This window comes from Streptococcus oralis (assembly GCF_019334565.1).
GTDB classification, from domain to species: Bacteria; Bacillota; Bacilli; order Lactobacillales; family Streptococcaceae; genus Streptococcus; species Streptococcus oralis_CR.
The window spans coordinates 115,645-140,000 of record NZ_CP079724.1 but is presented as its reverse complement, the minus strand read 5'-3'; the positions used below and the strand labels follow the sequence as shown (position 1 = coordinate 140,000).

Sequence of the window (24,356 nt, the reverse complement as noted above, 5' to 3'; positions counted from 1 at the left end):
CGTTTGTCACGTCCTTCTTCGGCTCCTAGTGCCAAGGCATCCACCGTGCGCCCTTATTAACTTAACCTTATTTTTTGACCTTTCAGTCATAAACTCTTTTAATACTACAGCGTTTCGGTTTATTTTCTTGTTACTATTTGATATAGATATTCAATTTTCAATGTGCATTACTTGGTGATCTCTCACCAATGGAGCCTAGCGGGATCGAACCGCTGACCTCCTGCGTGCAAAGCAGGCGCTCTCCCAGCTGAGCTAAGGCCCCACAAGACCTCTCAAGACTAAACAAGACCAATGTGCAGTTCCTTATCCTTAGAAAGGAGGTGATCCAGCCGCACCTTCCGATACGGCTACCTTGTTACGACTTCACCCCAATCATCTATCCCACCTTAGGCGGCTGGCTCCTAAAAGGTTACCTCACCGACTTCGGGTGTTACAAACTCTCGTGGTGTGACGGGCGGTGTGTACAAGGCCCGGGAACGTATTCACCGCGGCGTGCTGATCCGCGATTACTAGCGATTCCGACTTCATGTAGGCGAGTTGCAGCCTACAATCCGAACTGAGACTGGCTTTAAGAGATTAGCTTGCCGTCACCGGCTTGCGACTCGTTGTACCAGCCATTGTAGCACGTGTGTAGCCCAGGTCATAAGGGGCATGATGATTTGACGTCATCCCCACCTTCCTCCGGTTTATTACCGGCAGTCTCGCTAGAGTGCCCAACTGAATGATGGCAACTAACAATAGGGGTTGCGCTCGTTGCGGGACTTAACCCAACATCTCACGACACGAGCTGACGACAACCATGCACCACCTGTCACCTCTGTCCCGAAGGAAAACTCTATCTCTAGAGCGGTCAGAGGGATGTCAAGACCTGGTAAGGTTCTTCGCGTTGCTTCGAATTAAACCACATGCTCCACCGCTTGTGCGGGCCCCCGTCAATTCCTTTGAGTTTCAACCTTGCGGTCGTACTCCCCAGGCGGAGTGCTTAATGCGTTAGCTGCGGCACTAAACCCCGGAAAGGGTCTAACACCTAGCACTCATCGTTTACGGCGTGGACTACCAGGGTATCTAATCCTGTTTGCTCCCCACGCTTTCGAGCCTCAGCGTCAGTTACAAGCCAGAGAGCCGCTTTCGCCACCGGTGTTCCTCCATATATCTACGCATTTCACCGCTACACATGGAATTCCACTCTCCCCTCTTGCACTCAAGTTAAACAGTTTCCAAAGCGTACTATGGTTAAGCCACAGCCTTTAACTTCAGACTTATCTAACCGCCTGCGCTCGCTTTACGCCCAATAAATCCGGACAACGCTCGGGACCTACGTATTACCGCGGCTGCTGGCACGTAGTTAGCCGTCCCTTTCTGGTAAGATACCGTCACAGTGTGAACTTTCCACTCTCACACTCGTTCTTCTCTTACAACAGAGCTTTACGATCCGAAAACCTTCTTCACTCACGCGGCGTTGCTCGGTCAGACTTCCGTCCATTGCCGAAGATTCCCTACTGCTGCCTCCCGTAGGAGTCTGGGCCGTGTCTCAGTCCCAGTGTGGCCGATCACCCTCTCAGGTCGGCTATGTATCGTTGCCTTGGTGAGCCGTTACCTCACCAACTAGCTAATACAACGCAGGTCCATCTGGTAGTGATGCATTTGCACCTTTTAAGCAAATGTCATGCAACATCTACTCTTATGCGGTATTAGCTATCGTTTCCAATAGTTATCCCCCGCTACCAGGCAGGTTACCTACGCGTTACTCACCCGTTCGCAACTCATCCAGAGAAGCAAGCTCCTCCTTCAGCGTTCTACTTGCATGTATTAGGCACGCCGCCAGCGTTCGTCCTGAGCCAGGATCAAACTCTCATTAAAAGTTTGAGTTCTCACTCATTTCTGTCACTGACAGATTTATTGTTTTTTCATTGTTCAGTACTATAACTTCTGTTATAGTGCCCTGCACATTGGTTCGTCTTGTTCAGTTTTCAAAGGTCTTTGTCACTCATTCTCTCAAGCGACAACTATATTAGTATATCACAGCTACCTGTCTCTGTCAACAGATTTTTTAAACTTTTTTCAAGTTTTTTTAACCGCAATATACCATAGTCCGTACGGGATTCGAACCCGTGTTACCGCCGTGAAAAGGCGGTGTCTTAACCCCTTGACCAACGGACCTTGAGCTTTTCAACTCTTTCTATTATACCTACTTTTTTACCTTTGTCAAGAACTTTTTTCCTCTTTATCGAAATTCTGAAAAGATTAGGGAAAGAGCCGGTTAAACTGACTCCTTCTATTTATCTTGCCAATTAGTCGCACGTTCCTCTCCCCACCAGTAAGGGATCAATTCGGCAACCTTAATTGTTTTTCTTGTTTCGTAGTCCATCATGAACTCTGCTTCTTTATTCTCAGCATTCAATTCTAAGAGAAATTCTCTGCAAGCGCCACAGGGCATACCTGATCCTTCTCCGTAGGGAGGTTTATCTCGAAAGGCGAGGATTTTCTTAACTTTGGTCTGTCCTGAAAATTGATACATATTGAAGAGAGCTGCTCGTTCTGCACAGAGATGAAAAACGCCACAAGTGCCCTCCATACAAAATCCTGTGAAGATCTGACCATCTTCTGCTTCTACTGCAGCAACAACATGGTTAGCATAAACAAAGTCAGAAACTTCATGGGGATTGAATAAGGTTCGTGCTTCTTCATACATCTTTTCCCATGTATCCATCGGAAGTCCTTTTTATTTGGAGATCTCTTTCAGCATATTATCGATATGCTGAATTGACTTTTCACGTCCGAGTAAGAAAATGGTGTCTGGTAATTCTGGTCCATGCATTTCACCTGATACAGCAATACGAATCGGCATGAAGAGGTTTTTCCCTTTAATACCTGTTTCTTTTTGAACTGCTTTGATTTGTGGGAAGATGTTTTCTGTCACAAATTCCTCGTCTGTCATTGCTTCTAGTTTCGCTTTGAAGGCTTCTAGAACAACCGGAACGGTTTCTCCTGCCATGACCTCGCGCTCAGCGTCTGTCAACTCTGGGAAATCTGAGAAGAAAAGGTCTGTCAGTGGAACAATCTCGTCTACTGACTTCATTTGTGGCTTGTAGAGTTCTACCATTTTTTCAGATTTATCAGTCAAACGTCCTGCTTCTTCTAAGTATGGTTTGGCCATTTCAAAGATGGTTGTCAAGTCAGCTCTCTTGATATAGTCGTTGCTCATCCAGTCTAGTTTCTTCTGATCAAATGCAGCTGGAGACTTGCTGAGGCGGTTTTCATCAAAGAGTTTAATCAATTCCTCACGAGAGAAAATTTCATCTTCGCCACCTGGATTCCAACCAAGAAGGGCGATAAAGTTAAAGACTGCTTCTGGCAAATAGCCTTTTTTACGGTAGTCTTCTATAAACTGAAGGGTATTGGTGTCACGTTTAGACAATTTTTTACCCGTTTCAGAGTTGATGATCAAAGTCATGTGACCAAACTCTGGTGCTTCCCAACCAAGCGCTTCATAGACCATGAGTTGTTTTGGCGTATTAGCAATATGGTCATCACCGCGGATAACGTGAGAGATTTGCATATCGTGGTCATCGATGACAACGGCAAAGTTGTAAGTTGGGTAACCATCTTTCTTTTGGATAACCCAGTCACCACCGATGTTGCCACCTTCAAACTCGATATCACCTTTGACCATATCATGCCATTTGTAGATACCAGACTCATTGACAGCCAAACGAACAGTTGGGATGATACCAGCCGCTTCACGTTCTGCGATGTAAGCTGCTTTTTCTTCTTCGCTCATGCCAAGATATTCATTGATGTAGCGTGGTGTTTCACCAGCTGCTTCTTGGCGTTCGCGCTCAGCTGCCAACTCTTCTTCTGTAACGTAAGATTTGTAGGCTTTTCCTTCGGCTAGCAATTGGTCGATGTATTTTTGATAGAGTTCCAAACGCTCTGATTGGCGGTAGTTTTCATGAGTTTCTGGGCTTTCATCCCAGTCAATCCCCAACCAACGAAGGTTTTCAAGCTGTGAACGTTCTCCATCCTCAACATGGCGTTTACGGTCAGTATCTTCGATACGAATGATAAAAGTTCCACCATGATGGCGTGCGTAAAGGTAGTTAAACAATGCTGTACGGGCATTTCCGATGTGTAGTAGTCCTGTTGGACTTGGTGCGTAGCGTACGCGGATATCTTTTGACATAGTTTCTCCTATAAAGTCTCTAGGCGTCTGCCTTTTTGCTTTCTATATTATATCACAAGTCTCGCCTGAGTCCAATGTCTACGAATAAAGAGAGTAAAAAGAGTGGGCAAGCCACTCTTTTCTTCTATTATAGACGTGCGTTAAGCTCTTTGCTCAATTCTTCAAATCCTGGTTTTCCAAGAAGGGCAAACATGTTGCGTTTGTAGGCTTCAACACCTGGTTGGTCAAATGGGTTGATGGCATTCAAGTAACCTGAAAGGGCAATTGCCAATTCGAAGAAGTAGATAGTGTAACCAAGAGTAAAAGCGTCTTGCTCAGGAAGAGTTACGTACATGTTTGGCACATCACCGTCAGTGTGGGCAAGAAGAACACCGTCAGTCGCTTTTTTGTTTACAAAGTCAACGTCTTTTCCTTGAAGGTAACCAAGTCCGTCAAGGTCTTCTTCCAAAGTAGGAATGATCACGTTCTTACGTGGTTTGTCAACACGGACAACTGTTTCAAACATGATACGAGTTCCTTCTTGGATAAATTGACCAAGTGAGTGCAAGTCAGTTGAGAAGTTAGCTGAAGTTGGGTAAATACCTTTTTGGTCTTTTCCTTCTGACTCACCAGCCAATTGTTTCCACCATTCTGAGAAGTATTGAAGTGATGGCTCGTAGTTTACCAAGATTTCAGTAGCGTAGCCTTTGCGGTAAAGGATGTTACGAACGGCCGCGTATTGGTAAGCTTCATTTTCAGCAATCTTGTCTGAAGTGTAGTCTTTACGAGCTGCATTTGCACCTTCCATAAGGGCTTTGATGTCCGCACCTGATGCAGCGATTGGAAGCAAACCAACTGCTGTCAAGACTGAGAAACGTCCACCGATGTCATCTGGGACCACAAATGTTTCCCAACCATTAGCATCTGCTTCAACCTTAACAGCACCTTTTTGGCGGTCAGTTGTGGCATAGATACGTTTGTTGGCTTCTTCTTGACCGTATTTCTTAACCAAGAGTTCTTTGAAGACACGGAAAGCAATGGCTGGTTCAGTTGTTGTACCTGATTTAGAAATCACGTTTACTGAGAAGTCTTTGTCAGCTACGTACTCTACCAAGTCAGCAAGGTAAGTAGATGAGATTGAGTTTCCTGCGTAAAGGATTTGCGGTGCTTTACGCTCTTCTTTTGTTTGCAAGTTTGCAAAGTGGTGGTTCAAGAAGTCAATAGCTGCTTTGGCACCAAGGTAAGATCCACCGATACCGATTACAACCAAGACATCGCTGTCTGATTTGATTTGCTCAGCAGCTTTCAAGATGCGGTCGAATTCTTCGCGGTCGTAGTTTTCAGGAAGGTCCAACCAACCCAAAAAGTCGCTACCAGCACCAGTTCCTTTACGGATCAATTCGTCTGCAGCTGTTACTTGTGCTTGCATGTATTCCACTTCATGTGGGGCAACAAATTTGTCTAAAACTTTTGAATAATCAAATTTAATATGTGACATGATATTCCTCCAAAATTTCTTCTTTTCTATCATAACGCTTACCTTCGATTTTTTCAAGCTTTTTTATTGAATTTGCCCAATTTTTATCAGAATTCAAACGTTTGCGTAAATTTGCTGAAATATAAAAAATCTGAAAGGACGAATAAAAACGGCTAGAGATTCTAACCGTTACAATTCATTTAATAAATACTCAAATAGTTCTAAATTGCCGTCTTCTTCATTGACCAGAAATTCTGGATGCCACTGCAAGCCGATGATACGATGCTCGTCGACAGACTCAATCGCTTCGATGGTCTGGTCTCTTGGATCAATAGCAGTCACACGGAAATTAGGCGCCAGATCTTTAATACTTTGACGATGGACTGAGTTGACCTGACTTTCTTTTCCGAACAACTTAGCCACCACGCTTCCTTCTACTGTCTCAATAGTATGAGATGTCCCAAAAGGCAAGCCTTGCCAGTGACCTTCAATTTCTTGGTGGAGAGTACCACCAAAAGCAACATTGACCAGCTGAACTCCGCGACAGATTGCCATAATTGGTTTATTCTGACGGAGCGCTTCTTTCAAGAGAGCTAGTTCAAACTCATCGCGTACAAGGTTGTAATCATCGCTCTCAATGGTCTTTTTCTCTCCATAAAACTGAGGATGGACGTTTTGCCCACCTGTCAAGATGAGTTTGTCAATCATTTCTACATAATCGCGAACAATGGACTCATCCCCTACAGGAATTACTAAAGGAAGACCACCGACTTGACGAATGCTCTCTGCAAATTTACAGGATACAGATGAGTGGATGTTTTTCCCTTCTGCATCTACAGGACATAGATTTGCAGCAACTCCTACAACCGTTCTAGCCATGATGTGTCTCCTTTCGATTTTCTTGCGACAGTCTTATCTTATCACTCCAACCCTTTCCTGTCTAATATGTTTTTTTAAAGACCGTGATAAGTATTTTTTATGGATAAGAAAAAGCTGCCCAACGAGGACAACTTCTTTTTTATTCGAAGACAAATTGATTGTGATACAGTTCTGAGTAGAAGCCACCAAGCTTGAGCAACTCGTGATGATTTCCACGTTCAATGACCTCCCCATCTTTGAGGACAATAATCTGATCGGCATTGAGGATGGTCTTGAGACGATGGGCAATGACAAAACTGGTTCGACCTGCTACAACTGCCTCCATGGCATGTTGAATCTTGCTTTCTGTTACGGTATCCACATTGGAAGTCGCTTCATCTAAGATTAGGACTTGGGGATCTGTCATCAAGGTCCGGGCGATGGAAATCAATTGTTTCTGCCCAGTCGAGAAGATATTTTGCTCATCATCAATAAGGGTATCATACTTGTCAGGCAAGCTTTCAATGTAGTCATGAATATGAGTTGCCTTGGCAGCTGCTTCGACCATTTCCTGACTGGCATCTGGCACACCAAAGCGGATATTGTCCCGGATCGTTCCACTAAACAAGACCGAATCCTGCAAGACAATACCGACCTTACTCCGCAGGCTGTCCAAGTCGTAGTCACGAATGTCTTTGCCATCAAAGCAAATGCTGCCTGCATCCACATCGTAGAAACGATTGATGAGGTTCATGATGGTCGTTTTCCCTGAGCCAGTCGGACCGACAACTGCTATCATCTGCCCCTTAGGAGCTGAAATGCTAACATCTTTTAAAATCGGCTTGTCTGGCACATAAGAGAAATCAATGTGACTGATTTCAACGCCTTCTCGCAATTCCGTAAAGGCAGGCGCATTTTGCGGACGAATCTCTTCTTCTGCATCGAACATTTCTTGGATACGATCCGCCCCAGTAAAGGCCAACTGGAGGCTCCCCCAACTCGCAGCCACCTGGATAATCGGCTGGTAGTACTGCTGAGAAAATTGGGTAAACATGACGATCAAACCTAGGGCTGTCGTTGTTTCGATACTTGGATCGTTCAGCAAGACAGCCGAACCTGCAAAAATGACGATGGCCGTATTGACCAAGCTCATCCCATTCATAACAGGAAAGAGGATGCCTGAGAACATTCTCCCTTTAAAGGTTGCCTTGCGCACGCGCTCATTTTGCTCCACAAAGCCTGCTACGATGTCGTCTTGAATTCCTTGTACGATAACAGCTTTCTGCCCTGAAATACTTTCGTCCATGTAGGCGTTGAGTTTCCCTACCTCTTTTTGCTGGAGATTAGTGTACTTGCGGGCCATTTTCACGATGAAAACCAACATGAGAAAGGCTACTGGAGTACTGGCTACTGTTATCAGGGCGAGCGTCACATTTCTTGAAAACATGACAAAAATCAAACCGATGTAAAGAGCAATATTGCTCATGACCTGAACTAGGCTTTCATTGAAGGCTTGAAGGATGTTATCCAAGTCACTCGTAAAGCGAGAGAGGATGTCACCATCCTGATGGCGGTCAAAGAAAGAGACCGTTAAACGAGAAAGTTTGCCAAAGAGGCCCTTACGCATCTCATTTGTCGACTCAGCAATCACACGAGTCATCAAGGTCATGTAAATCAAACTGGATACCACTAAGGCGAGGACAACTAGAGCTAGATTCAGCATCAGAGCTGATAAACTCTGCCAGGCTAGTTCGGAAGTTCCATTTTGATAAGCCAGAACTAGGTTAGCGAGCTCCGTCACTGCTTGGCCTGAAAAAACTGGAAAGAGGGCTTGGGCAATCGTCGCAACTGCAACCATCAGAATCACAATGACAAAGGAGAACTTGTAAACTTTAAAATAATTCCAGAAAAATCGAACGGTTTTCATTTTATTCCTCCTTTCCCTTTTGTGTTTCGTAGATTTCGCGGTAGACGGCATTGTTAGCTACCAAATCTGCATGCCGTCCTTCTCCAATCAAGCGCCCTTGATCCAAGACCAAAATCTTGTCCGCATGGACGACTGAACTGATCTTTTGAGCGATGATAATGGTTGTTGTCCCTTTCAGATCTTTGTTCAAAGCTTCCTGCACGAGTCTCTCTGACTTAGCATCCAAAGCCGAAGTCGAATCATCAAAAATCAGGATACGGGGATTGCTGACAATCCCACGGGCAATGGACATCCGTTGTTTTTGTCCACCAGAAAAATTGGTGCCTCGTTCTTCGACCTGACTCTCAAATTTGTTTTCCATGCGTCCGATAAATTCACTGGCTTGGGCAATCCGTGCTGCACGTTCCATTTCTGACACGCTGGCATTGCCTTTCCCTTGACGAAGATTATCTGCAATGGTTCCGCTAAAGAGAATAGCACGTTGCAAGACAATGGAAACTGTTTTACGTAAGGTTCCCTCACTGACGTCTCGAATATCCTTGCCACCAATCTTGATAGATCCCTCCTGTGGATCAAACAGTCGTGGAATTAACTGAGCTAGGGTGGACTTCCCTGCTCCAGTAGCCCCAACCACACCGACCATCTGACCAGGCGCAATTTCAAAGGTTACATTCTTCAGCATAGGCTCATCATCATTGGGATAGGTGAAGGTTACATTTTCAAAAGAGAGACTTCCTTCTAACTCTTCATCTGGGAGATCTTTAAAGGTCATCGCTGGCTCGGTATCTAGAATCTCGCGGATACGACGCAAGGAAATCATGGCACGGCTGACAGAATTTCCTAAAAATCCAACCATGATGATGGTAAAGATAATCTGGCTGAGATAGTTGATAAAGGAAGCAATAGAGCCCACAACAGACGGATCCGACTGAGCCATTCCAGCCACCAACCAGATAGAGAGGAAGACCGCTCCATAGCCGACTAGCATCATAACGGGTTCTATAACTGAGAAGGCATAACCGATATAAAGATTTTGGCCGAGAAGTTCATCTGAAACCTCGGTAAATTTGGTAAATTGTGCTTTTTCTTGTACAAAGGATTTGACTACGCGCACACCACGTAGATTTTCCTTAGCGATAGCATTGATCCGTTCAAGAAGGGTTTGGAACTTAGCAAATCGTGGCCCCATCATCCCCATCATGATGGCTGTTAGTGCAAAGATTAGGAGCACCATGAGGACAATCACCCACCAAAGCGACGGAAGAGTGTGAACCGCCAAGATAAAGGAACCGATAAAGAGAAGAGGGAGACGGAAGAGAATTTGAAAAGCCATCATCACCACGTTCTGAATTTGGTTAATATCATTGGTCATACGGACGACAAGGTTGCCGGCATTAAACTGCTCGATATTGGCATAAGAAAAAGTCTGGATCTTGCGAAAAGCGTCTTCCCGAAGGTCCGAAGACACTCCTTGAGCAATATAGGCTGCAAGCGTTACATTGACCCCACCTGCAACCAGACCGACTAGGGCTACTCCTATCAGCCAAGTGCCAATACTATAAATAGCCTCATTTTGTCCGGCCAACAAAGCCTCTAACACCTCTTGCAAATAGCGCGGTTGCAAGAGCGAACTCGCAACCATCAAGCCTGTCATCATTAAGGATGCCAAGGCCTGCCATTTATAGGTTTTTATTTTTTTAATCAGCATATTTCCTCCTAATAAAATAGATAAAGGGAGCGACATCCTGCGTCAGCTCCTTCTCATTCGTTCATATTGATGCTATTCTAGCAAAAAAGAGGCATCTTGTCAAAGAAGTCTCCTTATTATAAATTAGTGCGCTTTCATCTACAGGTGATGCATGAAAAGGCTTTTTATGGTAAAATGAAAGGAAGAACTCTTACAAGGAGGAAAAGATGAAGAAACAAACCATCGCTGTCTTGGGTCCTGGTTCTTGGGGAACTGCCCTTTCGCAGGTCCTAAACGACAATGGACACGAAGTTCGAATTTGGGGAAATATTTCTGACCAAATTGATGAAATCAATAACCAACATACAAACAAACGCTACTTCAAAGATATCCTACTCGACGAAAAAATTAAAGCCTATCATGACTTAGAAGAAACACTAAAGGATGTGGATGCTGTTTTATTTGTAGTCCCAACAAAAGTAACGAGACTGGTTGCCCAACAAGTAGCAAAGGTGCTCGATCACAAGGTTGTCATCATGCATGCCTCCAAAGGATTGGAACCAGATAGCCACAAACGTCTATCAACCATTCTTGAAGAGGAAATTCCAGTCGATCTCCGTAGTGAAGTCGTCGTTGTTTCAGGACCTAGCCACGCTGAGGAAACGATTGTGCGGGATATTACCTTGATCACTGCAGCCTCTAAAGACCTTGAAACGGCTCAGTACGTTCAAAACCTCTTTAGCAATCACTACTTCCGTCTCTATACTAATACGGATGTTATCGGTGTTGAAACCGCTGGTGCTCTTAAAAACATCATTGCAGTTGGTGCGGGTGCATTACATGGACTAGGGTTTGGCGACAATGCCAAGGCGGCCATCATCGCACGTGGCTTGGCGGAAATCACCCGTCTAGGAGTCGCTCTAGGAGCTAACCCTCTGACTTATAGCGGCCTTTCTGGAGTTGGAGATTTGATTGTAACGGGGACATCTGTCCACTCTCGTAACTGGAGAGCTGGTGATGCTCTCGGTCGTGGAGAATCCCTCGCAGACATCGAAGCAAACATGGGCATGGTCATTGAAGGCATTTCAACAACTCGAGCAGCTTACGAACTGGCTCAGGAATTGGGTGTCTACATGCCAATCACACAGGCTATTTACCGAGTTATCTACGAAGGTGTCAATATCAAAGAAGCAATCACTGACATCATGAGCAATGAATTTAAAGCAGAAAACGAATGGTCATAGACCTTTATAGAAAGGAACATTATGAAACAACAAGTCAGAAAAGCAGTCATCCCTGCCGCTGGATTGGGAACTCGTTTCCTCCCAGCAACTAAGGCCTTGGCCAAGGAAATGTTGCCAATCGTAGACAAGCCCACTATCCAGTTTATCGTTGAAGAAGCTCTCAAATCTGGTATCGAAGATATCTTGGTTGTTACGGGTAAGTCAAAACGTTCTATCGAGGACCATTTTGATTCAAACTTTGAATTGGAATATAACCTTAAAGAAAAAGGGAAAACAGATCTTTTGAAGCTGGTTGATGAGACAACAGGCATGCGCCTGCATTTTATCCGCCAAACGCATCCACGTGGTCTCGGAGATGCTGTCTTGCAAGCCAAAGCTTTCGTCGGAAATGAACCTTTTGTCGTTATGCTTGGTGATGACTTGATGGATATCACGGACGAAAAGGCTGTTCCACTTACCAAACAACTCATGGATGACTACGAGCGTACCCACGCGTCTACTATCGCTGTCATGCCAGTCCCTCACGACGAAGTATCTGCTTACGGGGTTATCGCTCCGCAAGGAGAAGGGAAAGATGGTCTTTACAGCGTTGAAACCTTCGTTGAAAAACCTGCGCCAGAGGATGCTCCTAGCGACCTTGCTATCATCGGACGCTACCTCCTTACTCCTGAAATTTTCCAAATCCTCGAAAATCAAGCTCCAGGTGCAGGAAATGAAATTCAGCTGACAGATGCAATCGATACCCTCAATAAAACACAACGTGTATTTGCTCGTGAGTTCAAAGGGGCTCGTTACGATGTCGGAGACAAGTTTGGCTTTATGAAAACATCTATCGACTACGCGCTCAAACATCCACAAGTCAAAGACGACTTGAAAGACTACCTCATCCAACTTGGGAAAGAGTTAGCTGAAGGGGAATAGAAGAAAAACAAAGCTCTTAAATAAGGGCTTTGTTTTTTTGTTGAAGCTTGCAACAAAAAAGCCATCTTTGCAGATGACTTATTAGCAATCGAATCGGTGCTCGCTTTTAACTATCCCCCCTACACATAGCTCATTCCCTTATAGCAAAGGAAAATGGCTAGTGCGATAAAAAGTACAGTTGCTCCGATTCGCTGGCTAGTACTGTACATCCTTCTCTCCCATTTAACTGGAAAAATAACTGCTAGAAAAGCACCTCCTACTGCCCCACCGATATGGCCTGCTAGGCTGATTCCTGGAATCAGAACACTTCCAATGATATTTATCACGAAAAGTGTCAGATAGGATTGCCCCAACTGCTGAATATAGGGGTTGCGAGTTGCGTAACGCAGGACGATAATCGCAGCAAATAGTCCGTAAAGAGAAGTGGACGCTCCTGCTGCTACAACTTTCGGCGTGAAAGCAAAAACAAAGAGATTGCCCATCATTCCTGATAAGAGATAGAGAAAGAAGAATTGCTTAGAACCGAAAATCTCCTCCACCTGTCGTCCAAGAAAGTAGAGTGAAATCATATTGACAATGAAATGTTCCCAACCGATATGTACAAATATAGCCGAAAAAAGGCGCCATATCTGCTCGGGAAACAAACGAATGATCGGTCCATACATGGCTCCAAACTGAAGTAAGGTATCTGCTCGTTCAAAATTTAAACCTGTAAGAACCAACATCAAGAGAAATACCAATGCGGTCACTAGGAGAAAAAAACTAGTCACAGGATAACGTTTATCAAAGATTTCTTTCATCTATTAGCACCTCCTGGACGGCAATATCATGGTCTTCCGAGTTAAACTCCTGAACTTGACAAGGATAGATTGTACTCATGGTATGCCCAGCAAAATGTTCCAGATAGCGGTCATAATATCCTCCACCATATCCGATCCGATAGCCCTCTGTTGTAAAAGCCAAACCCGGAACATGAATTAAATCAATCTGAGACGGTTCCACCACTTCCAAGTCTCCTTGCGGTTCCAGTAAACCAAAGGAAGTTTTTGCCAACTGCTGCGGATTATAGACCACAAACTCCATGCGCCCCTTGGGATAGGTTTTGGGTATCAAAACCTTCTTGCCGTCCTTCAGCGCCTGCTCAATCAGTTCCTGCGTTTGAAATTCATGAGGGAAGGAGAGATAGGTTGCGATGGTCTTGGCTTCTTGGTAAAAGGGATGTTGTAAGAAACGCTCAGTTAAAACTTGGTCCATAGCCTGTTTTTGTTCCTGAGATAAAGTCTTCATTTCTTGAAAAATTTTCTTGCGTAGTTCTACTTTCATAGACAATTCCTCTACTCTGCCACCTTCTTTTTCAGGAAACTAGAAACCGCATCTACCCCAATGGCTAAGGCTTCTTCCTTAGGACTCATCTGAGGGTGATGAAGGGCGTAGGGACTATCGATACCTAGCCAGAACATAACGCCATCTACCTTCGAAAGGAGATAACCAAAGTCCTCACCAGTCATAGCTGGCTCAATATCAATCAACTCGATTCCGTCTTTCTCTTCAAAAAAGTCCATCAGTTCACGCGCCAAGGCTGGATTGTTCTCCACAGGTAGGTAGCCTCCTTGCTTGAGTTCTACTTCGACTTCCATATCAAAGGCTGCTGCAACCCCTTCTGCGACTGTCTTGACTCTTTTTTGCACCAAGAGGCTCATGTCCTGAGTCAAGGCGCGAATGGTACCATGTAAAAAGGCTGTGTCTGTAATGACATTGTTGGTTGTTCCAGCTTGGAACACTCCAAAGGTTACCACTGCTCCTTCGATTGGATTGACATTGCGGCTGACAACTGACTGTACCTGGGTCACAAAGTAACTAGCGGCCACTAAGGCGTCATTGGCTTCATGTGGAAAGGCTGCGTGTCCTCCTTTTCCTTTGAAACGAATCTTCACCTCACAAGTCCCTGCAAAGAGCGTATGGGTGTTGGTCGCAATCTGTCCAACCTTCAGATCCGGACGAACATGGAGACCATAAAACTGGTCTGGCAGCCAGTCCCCAAAAGCACCATCCTCATACATGAGCATCCCACCAGCCTCATTTTCTTCAGCAGGCTGAAATAGGAAGAGCAAATTATTCTTGGGTTGTTCCTCCAGGGCGCGTTCGAGACATCCTAAGGCAATGGTCATATGAAAATCATGGCCACAAGCATGCATGCGGCCTTGGTGTTGAGAGGCGAAAGGCAGTCCTGTTTGTTCGACAATAGGCAGACCATCAATGTCTGTTCGCCAACCAATGGTTCGCTCCGGCTGACTTCCCTGCAGGTAGACCAAAATTCCTGTCCGCCAAGTTCGAATTTGAACAAAATCCTTGCCCGTAGTCAATTTTTCAATCACATCCAACAGATAAGCCTGAGTCTTGAACTCTTCCAAGCCAATCTCTGGAATCTGGTGTAAATCTCGTCTAGTCTGAATCAAATCTAACATCTATCGATCCTCCTTTTGATAGAAGAAAGAGGCTGGAAAAAGGGTTCCGCCTCTTTTTTACTTTTACAATTACAAGGTACGAAGCGCATCCTCAAGCGCTGTTTTTTGTTGGGTTTGGCTGTCGATTTCTTTGATAATACGAGCCGGAACGCCTGCTACCACTACATTTTCTGGGACATCTTGAGTCACAATAGCTCCTGCAGCGACAACTGAACCACTACCGATTTGGACACCTTCGATAACCACTGCATTGGCTCCGATGAGAACATTGTCTCCGACACGGACTGGATCGGCACTAGCTGGCTCAATCACACCTGCCAAAACTGCACCTGCACCAACGTGGCTGTTCTTCCCAACGATGGCACGACCACCAAGGATAGCACCCATGTCAATCATGGTTCCAGCACCAATTTCAGCACCGATATTGACAACAGCTCCCATCATGATAACAGCATTGTCACCAATTTCAACCTGGTCACGGATAATAGCACCTGGCTCGATACGAGCATTGATAGCACGTTTGTCTAGCAAAGGAACTGCAGAATTACGAGCATCTTGCTCGACAACGTAATCTTGATTTTCTACTAAACCTTCAAGAAGCGGAGCGACATCCTTCCAGTCTCCGAATAAAACATTTCCTAGTTTGACAACAGAGCTAGGCACAGCAGATGCGAGTTGCCCCTCAAAGGTTACTTTGACACTGGTTTTCTTTTCAGCATTGGCGATAAATTGGATAATTTCTTGAGCGTTCATTTTTGTAGCAGTCATAGGTGCCTCCTGGTTCGTTATAATGATACCTATTCTACCAAAAAAGGCTTCAAATTTGAAGCCTCAACTATCAAATAATCATCTTTACTGGGCTTGTTTGGCTTCTTCTACAGATAAGAAAATCATCGGAACGATAATCAACACCATAGCTAAGGCCAAAAAACCATCCATGACCAATCCCAAAAAAAGAACACTTAATAAAGCTGAAGAGAGCGGTTCGCTAGCACTCACCACCGATACAACCAGCGGAGAAACGAGTGACACGGCCTTCATAGATAGAAAGAAGGCAAAAGCAGTACCAAACACGGCAATCGTCAGACAAATCAGCACACTTACCAGATCCACTTGAAAACTTATCCGATAAATAGGGTAAAGAAAATTACTAAATAGCCCTGCCAGAATCATCCCCCAACCAACAGTTGGAATGAAACCGTAGCGCCGTGCAAAGCGTTGGGGAAGGATAACATTAAACATGACCCCTACTGCACTGAGCAAACCTGTCACTAGAGCCAAAGGAGTCATGGATAATTGGGACAAATCTCCTTTTGTAGCCATCAAAAAAACACCTAGCATGGCAATCAAAACATAGAAAACAGCTGTAATCGAAGCTTTCTTCTGGTAAATGATTCGATTGTAAAACAGGATAAAAACTGGGCTGATAAATTGCAAAATGGTCGCCGTCGTCGCATTGGAATACTCAACGCAGAGATAAAAGAAAAACTGCACAGAAAAAATACCTAGAATAGCATAGGCTAAAAAAGGTAGATAATTTTTCTTATCACGCCAGATGTCCAATAATTGAGTGCGCAACTGAAAGGCTGATAAGCCTAAAACCAAACTCCCCGCCACTAGTAAACGCATAGAAGTAATCCATCCAGAAGACACTGGATAATGAGTGAAAAAATACTCTCCTAAAATCCCACAGATCCCCCAGATTAGGCCTGAGAGTAGCGAGTATAGTGTTCCCTTAACAATCTTTTTCTGATAATGATTCATATTATTATTGTAACACGAAACCAACAAAGAAAAAAGTAGCAACAAGGAGAAATTACTAACCTTGCTACTACTCTTTCTTAACGATTAAATAGACGTGAACGTCCTGAAGAACCACTTTGAGTATTCCCACTCGAACTTGAACTTCCAGAGCTACTGCTTGAACTTGAGCTTGGAGGAGTCACTGCTGGAATGCTTCCTAGAATATTCTTCCATGCGTTCAGATAATCTGCATCGCTTCCTCCAATAGCAAAGCGATAGGTGGTCACTGGGGCGCCTTCTTTAGTCGCCCAGTAGCTCGTTACTGTTGATCCAGAAACTTCTATTTCTTTCCCATTGATGGAAACCTTGCCTGGTTTTTGCCCTGTAGAACGGAGAACTTGTGACTTGGTCACACTTGGATCCAGATTAAAGCGCTCATTTCCCCATATTCCAGGTTCAGCTTGTTGGATAGCATTGACCAAGTGGGCCATATAGTTGGCATTGCGGTAGTGGCCTGCTCCTTTGGCTAGTGGTCGGTTATCATCGTGACCTAACCAGCCACCCAAAGTCAAGCGAGGTGTAGAAAGCATGAGCCACATATTTTCATCTTCATTGGTCGTACCAGTTTTTCCGATCCAGTCAGCACTAGCTAGGGATGGATTGATAGTCGTCAAATCCGTCTGGAAACTTGAGGTAATCCGAGATGAGATAACATCCCGAAGGAGACTTTGCATAATGGTTGCTGTCGCTTTTGAATAAACTTGGACAGGCTCATCCTTGTGCTCGTATACCAATCGGCCATCCGTTGACTCGATCTTAGCGATCATATGTTTCTTATGGTAAACTCCATTGTTGGCCAGAGTTTGATACCCGTTGGTATGCTGGGCAACTGTAACGTCAATCCCCCCACCCATCGGTAAACTTTCAATCCCATATTCTGGGATTTCGTAACCCATTTTTTCCATATAGCCTTTGACATCAACCCCCTTCTCTCGAAGCGTACGATACGTCCAGTAGGCTGGGATATTCCATGAGTAGTTAAGGGCTTCTCCCAATGTCATCATGCCCGTACCAGGACTATTGACATACATGATGGGATTCCCGTTTGAGAAGTTGGTAGGATAGTTTGATAGGATACTTGCACTTCCCATCAAACCTTGGTCAATAGCGATACCATAGGCCAATATAGGTTTTGTGGTTGAAGCTGGAGAACGCTTGGTATCGATAGCGTGATTGTTCTGATTTTCTTGATAATTACGACCACCAACAAATCCTAGGATAGCTCCCGTTTGGTTGTCCATGAGGACATTCCCCACCTCAGGCTGGCCTGTCGAATCATCTAGCAGATAGCCGTAGGTCGCAACCGCATTTTGCATCGCGGCATGAACGTTTTTATTGATAGTTGTCGTAATTTTATATCCACCATTTTCAATTTCCTTAGCGGCTAGATCACGATAGGATTTATGAATGGACTCATTCTTTAATTCTTGCGCAGAAACATTATCTCGTTGGACGAGGTAGTCGTACATGCGGTCCGTAGCTTCTGCCAAGGTTGCATAGTAGAGATAGTCACGCGAAGTACCACTAACACTACCTGATGGTAGGAAGTCTTTCTTAAAGTCATAATCTTTGTACTTATCGTAGTCTTCCTGACTTAGAGCCCCTGTTCGGTACATGTTGTAGAGGACATCCTTGGCACGCTTAATTCCCAAAGCCATGTCCTCATCACTCTTCATGCTACCATCAGATTCATAAGGAGAATAACTGATTGGACTCTGTGGCAACCCTGCGATAAAGGCAGCTTGAGGGACCGTTAAATCCGAAGCATTGACCCCAAAGATTCCTTCCGCAGCCTGCTGGGCACCTGCAATATTTTGACCTTTATGATTGCGACCAAAAGGAGCTATGTTAAGGTAGGTTGTTAAAATCTCATCCTTACCCATGGCCCGTTCTAAAGCTAGAGCATCAATAATCTCTTTAGCCTTACGAGCCAGAGTTGGAGCATCCCCCACCACTTGCTGCTTGATGACCTGCTGCGTCAAGGTCGAACCACCACTAGACGAGCCTAGACCGACAAAGGTTCCCAAGGTCGCACGAATAACGGCCTTAGGCACAACTCCCTTGTGCTCATTGAAATGCTCGTCCTCTGTCGCAACAATGGCTTTCTTAAGGTTATCTGAGATAGCATCTGAAGCGACTGAAGTGCGCAACAAATCGCCCTCGATCGAGGCAATGGTACTGCCGTCAGAATAAGTGATTTCTGAGATGGAGGCAATATCCTTCACTTGCTTGACCAACTCTTCTGCTTGAGGCACCTGGGCCTTGTCAAATAGAGCGACTCCATAACCCATAGCCACACCAGCGCCAAACAGTCCACCGATAAAACCTAGGATAAAGAGAGTGTTAAAGACTATTTTAAACCCACTCAAAACCTTAGCAAAAATAGACCCAGCCCTTCTAACTTTATCAGAAGGGGCCCCCTTTTTACTGGTTTTCTTATTAGCTAGTTTTTCTGCTAGTCTTTTCTTCCATTTTGCAATTCGTTGCATTAGCTGCTGGAAAAAATGCAGCATTTTTGTTTTTAATTCATTAATTCTTTCTTTCATGAATGTCCTCGCTTTCTCTATTATACCATAAAAGGGAAACTTTCAATAAAATAGCCACTTTCTTCCCTATTCTACTAGGCTATTCACCAAGTTTGTGATACAATAGGTAGAAACAATATTTTATAAAGGAGAAAAGACATATGCACATTTTTGATGAGCTAAAAGAGCGTGGTTTGATTTTTCAAACGACTGACGAAGAAGCTTTGCGTAAAGCCCTAGAAGAAGGTCAAGTTTCTTATTATACTGGCTACGATCCAACTGCTGACAGCCTTCACCTCGGCCACCTTGTCGCAATCTTGACAAGTCGTCGTTTGCAATTAGCAGGTCACAAACCTTATGCGCTCGTTGGCGGTGCTACAGGTCTCATCGGAGATCCGTCCTTCAAAGATGCTGAGCGTAGTCTCCAAACAAAAGACACAGTAGAGGGCTGGGTCAAGTCTATCCAAGGACAACTTTCTCGTTTTCTTGACTTTGAAAATGGGGAAAATAAAGCTGTCATGGTCAACAACTACGACTGGTTTGGCAGCATCAGCTTCATTGACTTCCTCCGTGATGTCGGAAAATACTTCACTGTCAACTATATGATGAGTAAGGAATCTGTTAAAAAACGGATCGAAACAGGGATTTCTTACACTGAGTTCGCTTACCAAATCATGCAAGGATATGACTTCTACGTCCTTAACCAAGAGCACAACGTAACACTACAAATCGGTGGTTCTGACCAGTGGGGAAATATGACAGCTGGTACCGAATTGCTTCGTCGTAAGGCTGACAAGACTGGTCATGTTATAACTGTTCCATTGATTACAGATGCGACTGGTAAGAAATTTGGTAAATCTGAAGGAAATGCAGTCTGGCTTAACCCTGAAAAGACTTCTCCATACGAAATGTACCAGTTCTGGATGAACGTGATGGATGCTGACGCTGTTCGCTTCTTGAAGATCTTTACCTTCTTGTCACTGGATGAAATTGAAGACATCCGAAAACAATTTGAAGCGGCGCCACACGAACGCTTGGCTCAGAAAGTCTTGGCTCGTGAAGTTGTGACTCTTGTTCACGGCGAAGAAGCCTACAAGGAAGCCCTCAACATCACCGAGCAACTCTTTGCTGGAAACATCAAAAACCTTTCTGTCAAAGAACTCAAACAAGGACTTCGTGGAGTGCCAAACTACCAAGTAAAAGCAGACGAAAACCACAATATCGTGGAACTCCTCGTGTCATCTGGTGTGGTGAATTCAAAACGCCAAGCCCGTGAAGACGTCCAAAACGGAGCTATCTACGTCAACGGCGACCGTATCCAAGACCTTGACTATGTCTTGAGTGACGCAGATAAGTTAGAAAACGAACTCACTGTTATCCGCCGCGGGAAGAAGAAATACTTTGTGTTGACTTACTAAATTGTTAAACATTTACCTATAAACAAAGGAGTTACCCTCGAGAAAGGTAACTCCTTTTTGCTGTGAATAGTCCCCACCTATCCCTTAATAGACAGGCTACGCAGGACTATGCGTAAGGTTGTTAGATTATGTAGGATAGAGAGGTTTGAAGGACTGAGCCAATTAAACAAGCCAAAGCCAATCAAACTACTATTTACGACAACGGTATCTTGAATATTCTTCTTGATGAGTGTTTGCAAAGATGATGATAGCCAATCCAACTCTTGGAAGAAATCCAAACGATTATCTAACAATAAGATATCGCTCATCTGCTTAGAAATATCTGCACTCTCATTCATCACCACACCGATATCTGATAGGGTTAGAGCCGCTGAGTCATTCAATCCATCTCCAACCATCAAAATCGTGTGACCTGCTTTCTGCAGTTCCTCTACTAACTCAAATTTCCCATCAGGTTTCAAGTCTGTATAGACCTGATCAAAGGGCAAATCTTTGACTAATTCCTCTGTCCTAACCAAGGTGTCCCCTGTTGCCAGAATCAATTTTTTCCCTTGTGCCTTAAGTTTCTCCAAGGCTGCTTTTGCTTCTTTTCTCAAAGGAGTATGAATGCAGAACATTCCAATCAATTCATTCTGATAAGCCAAGAATAAGAGATTGTAGTGACTCTTGTACTCTTCAATTAAAGCATTTTGTTCTGAACTGATATGAATCTGCTCATCCTGCATCAAGACATAATTCCCAATAAGAACTGGTTGGCCATCTATATGAGATTTGATCCCCTTGCTTGCAATATATTGGAGTTTCCCATGCATTTCCTCATGTTCAATTCCCTCTATCTCAGCTTGCTTGACGATGGCATTAGCAATAGGATGATAAATGTGTTCCTCAAGACAGGCACTGATTCTGAGAATATCTTCCTCACTATAGTCCCCAAAAGGTAACACCTTTTCAACTATAGGATAACTAGTTGTGATTGTTCCCGTCTTATCAAACAAGAAAGTATCAACTTCCAGATATTTCTCCAGAACATCCCCATCCTTAATCACCATTTCACGGTTCAACCCCTCCTTGATAGCTGTCAAATAAGCTACAGGAGTAGAGATTTTCAAAGCGCAGGAGAAATCGACTAATAGGAAAGAAATAGCCTTAGAAAAAGAACCTGTTAATAGGTAAGTTAGCCCAGCCCCCAAGAAATTATATTTGACGACCTTATCCGCCATCTTGATGAAATAGCGTTGTTTCGTTTTCTTGTTTTCTTCAGATTTCTTCATTAACTCAATCAGTTGTAAAATCCGGCTGTTCATCTGATTATCGGTTACACGAATGCGTAACTCTCCAGTTTCTAATACTGTATTTGCACAAACCAAATCAGACTCTCTTTTTTCAACTGGAAAACTCTCTCCCGTCAAGGAACTTTCGTTGACCATACCTAAACCTGAAACTACTTGTCCATCAAACAGAATTTCATTTCCTTGAGATAGGACCAAGACATCTCCTATTTGAACATCGGAACTCTTGATACTAACAACCGTATCGCCCTGTACTAAGAATACGTCGCTCTCTTTTGCAAGAAGGCTTTGTTCTAAATCTGTTGCAGTTTTTTTCAAAGACCACTGATCTAAATGATTCCCCAAATCAAGCATAAACATGATATTGCTAGCTGTCTTGGATTGGTTCATAAACAAGGACAATAAAATCGCCGAACAGTCCAAGACTTCCATCGTTAGTTCCTTACGCGCTAGTGTTTGATAGGCTTCTCTAATATAACCCAAAGCCTGATAACAAGTCCATATATAGCGAATAGGATACGGCACAAAACTACGAAAAAGTACACGCTTAATCGCTGCACCTGAAACAATAGAATAAGCACTCTCTTCTCTACGAATGGGAAGAGTCATCAACTCAGAAACTTTCCCTTTATCAATTCTTTTTAAAAAGGCTTCTGCATTATCTAATACAGAAAAGCCTTCTTTTATGCGTAGAGTAAAGTGCTGTTGATCCATGTAAAACTGGATAGACTCAATCCCCTTTTCATCTCTCGCCAAGGAACGAAGATAGTCTTGAATATCCAAGGTGAGTGAAAAAGAAGATGATAGTCGGATATGTTGGTATCCTCTATGTAGCACTTTAAAAGACATATTATTCTCCTATAAGGCTATCTAATTGCTCTTCTTTTTTCTCTTGCTCGTACAAATATTTGGCATCTTGCAAGACATCGTCTCCATGTTGTTTCACAACAGAAACAGATGCATCTAGCCCGTCTTTCAACTTGTAAGCCTTAGCCAAAGCTTTAGAATAACCTTTTTTAGCTTCCTTACTTGCCAAGATTTTCAAACCAAGGGTACCAAATGCGACACCACCCAAAAAGAGTGATGATTTTTTCGCAACTTTTGCAACGGTTAATACTTCTTTTAACATACTTATTTCCTCCTTATCATTATTATATAGAAATTTAGATATAAAAGCAATTTTATTCTATAAATTGGAGAATTAGTTTTATTTCTACTGAATCTCCCATCTACTTATTTCTAAAGTTGCTTTCATTTGCCTCTTTTGATACACTTAAACTATGAATACAAACCTCAAACCCAAACTTCAGCGTTTTGCTTCTGCGACTGCCTTTTCCTGCCCTATCTGCCAAGAAAATCTGGCCTTGGTAGAGTCTAGCCTCAAGTGTAGCAACCGCCATTCTTTTGATCTGGCAAAATTCGGCTATGTCAACTTGGCTCCGCAAATCAAGCAATCTGCCAACTACGACAAGGAAAACTTCCAAAACCGCCAGCAAATTCTTGAAGCTGGTTTTTATCAGGCTATTTTAGAAGGTATCTCGGACTTACTAACAACTAATCCATCCGCAAAAACAGTCTTGGATATCGGTTGTGGCGAAGGTTTCTACTCTCGTAAACTCCAAGAATGTCACTCTGACAAAACCTTTTACGCCTTTGATATTTCAAAAGATTCCGTTCAAATCGCTGCCAAGAGCGAACCAAACTGGGCGGTCAACTGGTTTGTCGGCGACCTGGCTCGTCTTCCTATAAAAGACGCCAGCATGGATATCCTGCTTGATATCTTCTCGCCTGCCAACTATGGGGAATTCCGTCGCGTTTTATCCAAAGACGGTATTTTGATCAAGGTCATCCCAACTGAAAATCACCTCAAAGAAATCCGTCAAATGGTGCAGGACCAGCTGACAAAGAAGGATTATTCCAACCAAGATATCAAAGAACATTTCCAGGAACATTTCAGCATCCAATCTAGTCAGATTGCTTCCTTAACAAAACCTATCTCGGCTGAGCAACGCCAAGCCCTGCTTGCCATGACGCCCTTACTCTTTCACGTTGACCATACCAAGATTGACTGGAGCCAACTGACAGAGATTACCATTGAAGCAGAGATTCTAGTTGGGAAAGTACGGTAAACAAATCTTTCAGATAAGACAAAAACCCGCACCTCTTCTTGAGGTGTGGGTTTAAATCGCGATTTTTCAACTGTCTATCCGAAAAGTGGAAAAAATTTTAACCTCTCCATTTATTTTCGATTCGAAATAACAAATTTATCAATAAATAGCAAGTGAAATGAGGCAAGTGTAATCCCCAAATAGCACCCATGATAAGAGATTTCTTGATGGGTAAGTGGAAAAAGAGTACGATTCCCCATCGAGAGTGATGACAAAACCACAAATAGTATCCAAAATAAATCAGTCCATTTATATTTTGAAAAATATTTTTTCCACATAAAAACACCTTCTTTCTTCACCACAATGCTATTATAATACAAATTATAAGCGGATACAAGAAATACGAGGCCATCAACTACGAAGAATCATGAGACTGAAATACAGTAAAAAGCAGTATTTCTAAAACTTCAAC

The 24,356-nt window shown here is 43.7% G+C and carries 19 protein-coding genes, 2 tRNA genes and 2 rRNA genes (1 of these 23 running past the window's edge); 4 read left to right on the top strand and 19 right to left on the bottom strand.

Annotation, left to right across the window (positions count from 1 at the left end; genetic code table 11):
- The 10 genes from KX728_RS00690 to KX728_RS00645 form a co-directional block, all read right to left on the bottom strand.
- Positions 1 to 67, bottom strand: a 23S ribosomal RNA gene (locus KX728_RS00690) (it extends 2,836 nt beyond the left edge of the window).
- Between the two features lie 122 nt (positions 68 to 189).
- A tRNA-Ala gene (locus KX728_RS00685) sits at positions 190 to 262 on the bottom strand.
- A gap of 51 nt (positions 263 to 313) precedes the next feature.
- Positions 314 to 1,860 (bottom strand): 16S ribosomal RNA (locus KX728_RS00680).
- Together the 16S and 23S rRNA genes with 2 tRNA genes alongside form the textbook arrangement of a ribosomal RNA operon.
- Before the next feature lie 228 nt (positions 1,861 to 2,088).
- Positions 2,089 to 2,160: transfer RNA gene (locus KX728_RS00675), tRNA-Glu, on the bottom strand.
- A 115-nt stretch (positions 2,161 to 2,275) separates the two neighbouring features.
- Entirely contained in the window at positions 2,276 to 2,710 is a 435-nt protein-coding gene (locus KX728_RS00670) for a cytidine deaminase family protein (RefSeq protein WP_000382004.1), read from the bottom strand.
- A 12-nt stretch (positions 2,711 to 2,722) separates the two neighbouring features.
- Positions 2,723 to 4,183, bottom strand: a complete 1,461-nt coding sequence (gene gltX / locus KX728_RS00665; RefSeq protein ID WP_000031045.1) for a glutamate--tRNA ligase — start codon at positions 4,181 to 4,183, stop codon at positions 2,723 to 2,725.
- 127 nt (positions 4,184 to 4,310) lie between these two features.
- Entirely contained in the window at positions 4,311 to 5,660 is a 1,350-nt protein-coding gene (locus KX728_RS00660; RefSeq protein ID WP_000018244.1) for a glucose-6-phosphate isomerase, read from the bottom strand.
- Positions 5,661 to 5,828: 168 nt separating this feature from the next.
- Positions 5,829 to 6,518: a gamma-glutamyl-gamma-aminobutyrate hydrolase family protein gene (locus KX728_RS00655; protein ID WP_042768238.1), complete on the bottom strand. Its 690-nt coding sequence runs from the start codon at positions 6,516 to 6,518 to the stop codon at positions 5,829 to 5,831.
- Positions 6,519 to 6,657: 139 nt separating this feature from the next.
- Complete coding sequence (locus KX728_RS00650) at positions 6,658 to 8,424, bottom strand: ABC transporter ATP-binding protein (RefSeq protein WP_049505383.1); 1,767 nt, start codon at positions 8,422 to 8,424, stop codon at positions 6,658 to 6,660.
- A gap of 1 nt (position 8,425) precedes the next feature.
- Positions 8,426 to 10,132 carry an ABC transporter ATP-binding protein gene (locus KX728_RS00645; RefSeq protein ID WP_215805156.1) on the bottom strand — a complete coding sequence of 569 codons (1,707 nt, stop codon included), beginning with the start codon at positions 10,130 to 10,132 and terminating at the stop codon, positions 8,426 to 8,428.
- A 206-nt stretch (positions 10,133 to 10,338) separates the two neighbouring features.
- On the opposite strand from KX728_RS00645, the gene KX728_RS00640 reads away from it, so the two are divergent.
- Together KX728_RS00640 and galU are read left to right on the top strand one after the other, a co-directional pair.
- Positions 10,339 to 11,355: an NAD(P)H-dependent glycerol-3-phosphate dehydrogenase gene (locus KX728_RS00640; protein ID WP_033585444.1), complete on the top strand. Its 1,017-nt coding sequence runs from the start codon at positions 10,339 to 10,341 to the stop codon at positions 11,353 to 11,355.
- 21 nt (positions 11,356 to 11,376) lie between these two features.
- Positions 11,377 to 12,276: a UTP--glucose-1-phosphate uridylyltransferase GalU gene (galU, locus tag KX728_RS00635; protein WP_033629217.1), complete on the top strand. Its 900-nt coding sequence runs from the start codon at positions 11,377 to 11,379 to the stop codon at positions 12,274 to 12,276.
- Positions 12,277 to 12,395: 119 nt separating this feature from the next.
- On the opposite strand, the gene KX728_RS00630 is transcribed toward galU, so the two are convergent.
- The 6 genes from KX728_RS00630 to pbp1b all read right to left on the bottom strand — a co-directional run bounded on the left by KX728_RS00630 (position 12,396) and on the right by pbp1b (position 19,090).
- Entirely contained in the window at positions 12,396 to 13,076 is a 681-nt protein-coding gene (locus KX728_RS00630; RefSeq protein WP_000658476.1) for a rhomboid family intramembrane serine protease, read from the bottom strand.
- Entirely contained in the window at positions 13,060 to 13,599 is a 540-nt protein-coding gene (locus tag KX728_RS00625) for a 5-formyltetrahydrofolate cyclo-ligase (RefSeq protein ID WP_215805155.1), read from the bottom strand. The genes KX728_RS00630 and KX728_RS00625 overlap by 17 nt, the downstream gene beginning before the upstream one ends.
- Before the next feature lie 11 nt (positions 13,600 to 13,610).
- The gene (locus KX728_RS00620) at positions 13,611 to 14,741 is read right to left on the bottom strand and encodes an N-acetyldiaminopimelate deacetylase (protein WP_215805154.1); all 1,131 of its coding nucleotides are present in this window, start codon (positions 14,739 to 14,741) and stop codon (positions 13,611 to 13,613) included.
- 69 nt (positions 14,742 to 14,810) lie between these two features.
- Positions 14,811 to 15,509 (bottom strand): 2,3,4,5-tetrahydropyridine-2,6-dicarboxylate N-acetyltransferase, encoded by a 699-nt coding sequence (gene dapD / locus KX728_RS00615; RefSeq protein WP_215805153.1) that lies wholly within the window; start codon positions 15,507 to 15,509, stop codon positions 14,811 to 14,813.
- A gap of 84 nt (positions 15,510 to 15,593) precedes the next feature.
- Positions 15,594 to 16,505, bottom strand: coding sequence for a DMT family transporter (locus KX728_RS00610; protein WP_215805152.1), 912 nt, complete (start codon positions 16,503 to 16,505; stop codon positions 15,594 to 15,596).
- A 77-nt stretch (positions 16,506 to 16,582) separates the two neighbouring features.
- Positions 16,583 to 19,090, bottom strand: a complete 2,508-nt coding sequence (gene pbp1b / locus KX728_RS00605; RefSeq protein WP_215805151.1) for a penicillin-binding protein PBP1B — start codon at positions 19,088 to 19,090, stop codon at positions 16,583 to 16,585.
- Between the two features lie 140 nt (positions 19,091 to 19,230).
- On the opposite strand from pbp1b, the gene tyrS reads away from it, so the two are divergent.
- The gene (gene tyrS, locus KX728_RS00600; RefSeq protein WP_000546905.1) at positions 19,231 to 20,487 is read left to right on the top strand and encodes a tyrosine--tRNA ligase; all 1,257 of its coding nucleotides are present in this window, start codon (positions 19,231 to 19,233) and stop codon (positions 20,485 to 20,487) included.
- A 77-nt stretch (positions 20,488 to 20,564) separates the two neighbouring features.
- On the opposite strand, the gene KX728_RS00595 is transcribed toward tyrS, so the two are convergent.
- Both KX728_RS00595 and KX728_RS00590 read right to left on the bottom strand, forming a co-directional pair.
- Positions 20,565 to 22,625, bottom strand: coding sequence for a heavy metal translocating P-type ATPase (locus KX728_RS00595; protein ID WP_000008775.1), 2,061 nt, complete (start codon positions 22,623 to 22,625; stop codon positions 20,565 to 20,567).
- 1 nt (position 22,626) lies between these two features.
- Entirely contained in the window at positions 22,627 to 22,905 is a 279-nt protein-coding gene (locus tag KX728_RS00590; RefSeq protein ID WP_000910910.1) for a DUF6110 family protein, read from the bottom strand.
- Positions 22,906 to 23,056: 151 nt separating this feature from the next.
- On the opposite strand from KX728_RS00590, the gene KX728_RS00585 reads away from it, so the two are divergent.
- Positions 23,057 to 23,905 carry a putative RNA methyltransferase gene (locus tag KX728_RS00585; protein ID WP_215805150.1) on the top strand — a complete coding sequence of 283 codons (849 nt, stop codon included), beginning with the start codon at positions 23,057 to 23,059 and terminating at the stop codon, positions 23,903 to 23,905.
- A 110-nt stretch (positions 23,906 to 24,015) separates the two neighbouring features.
- Here the strand turns inward: KX728_RS00585 and KX728_RS09300 are convergent, their stop codons facing one another.
- Positions 24,016 to 24,222 carry a hypothetical protein gene (locus KX728_RS09300; protein ID WP_009013759.1) on the bottom strand — a complete coding sequence of 69 codons (207 nt, stop codon included), beginning with the start codon at positions 24,220 to 24,222 and terminating at the stop codon, positions 24,016 to 24,018.
- Between the last annotated feature and the right edge of the window lie 134 nt (positions 24,223 to 24,356).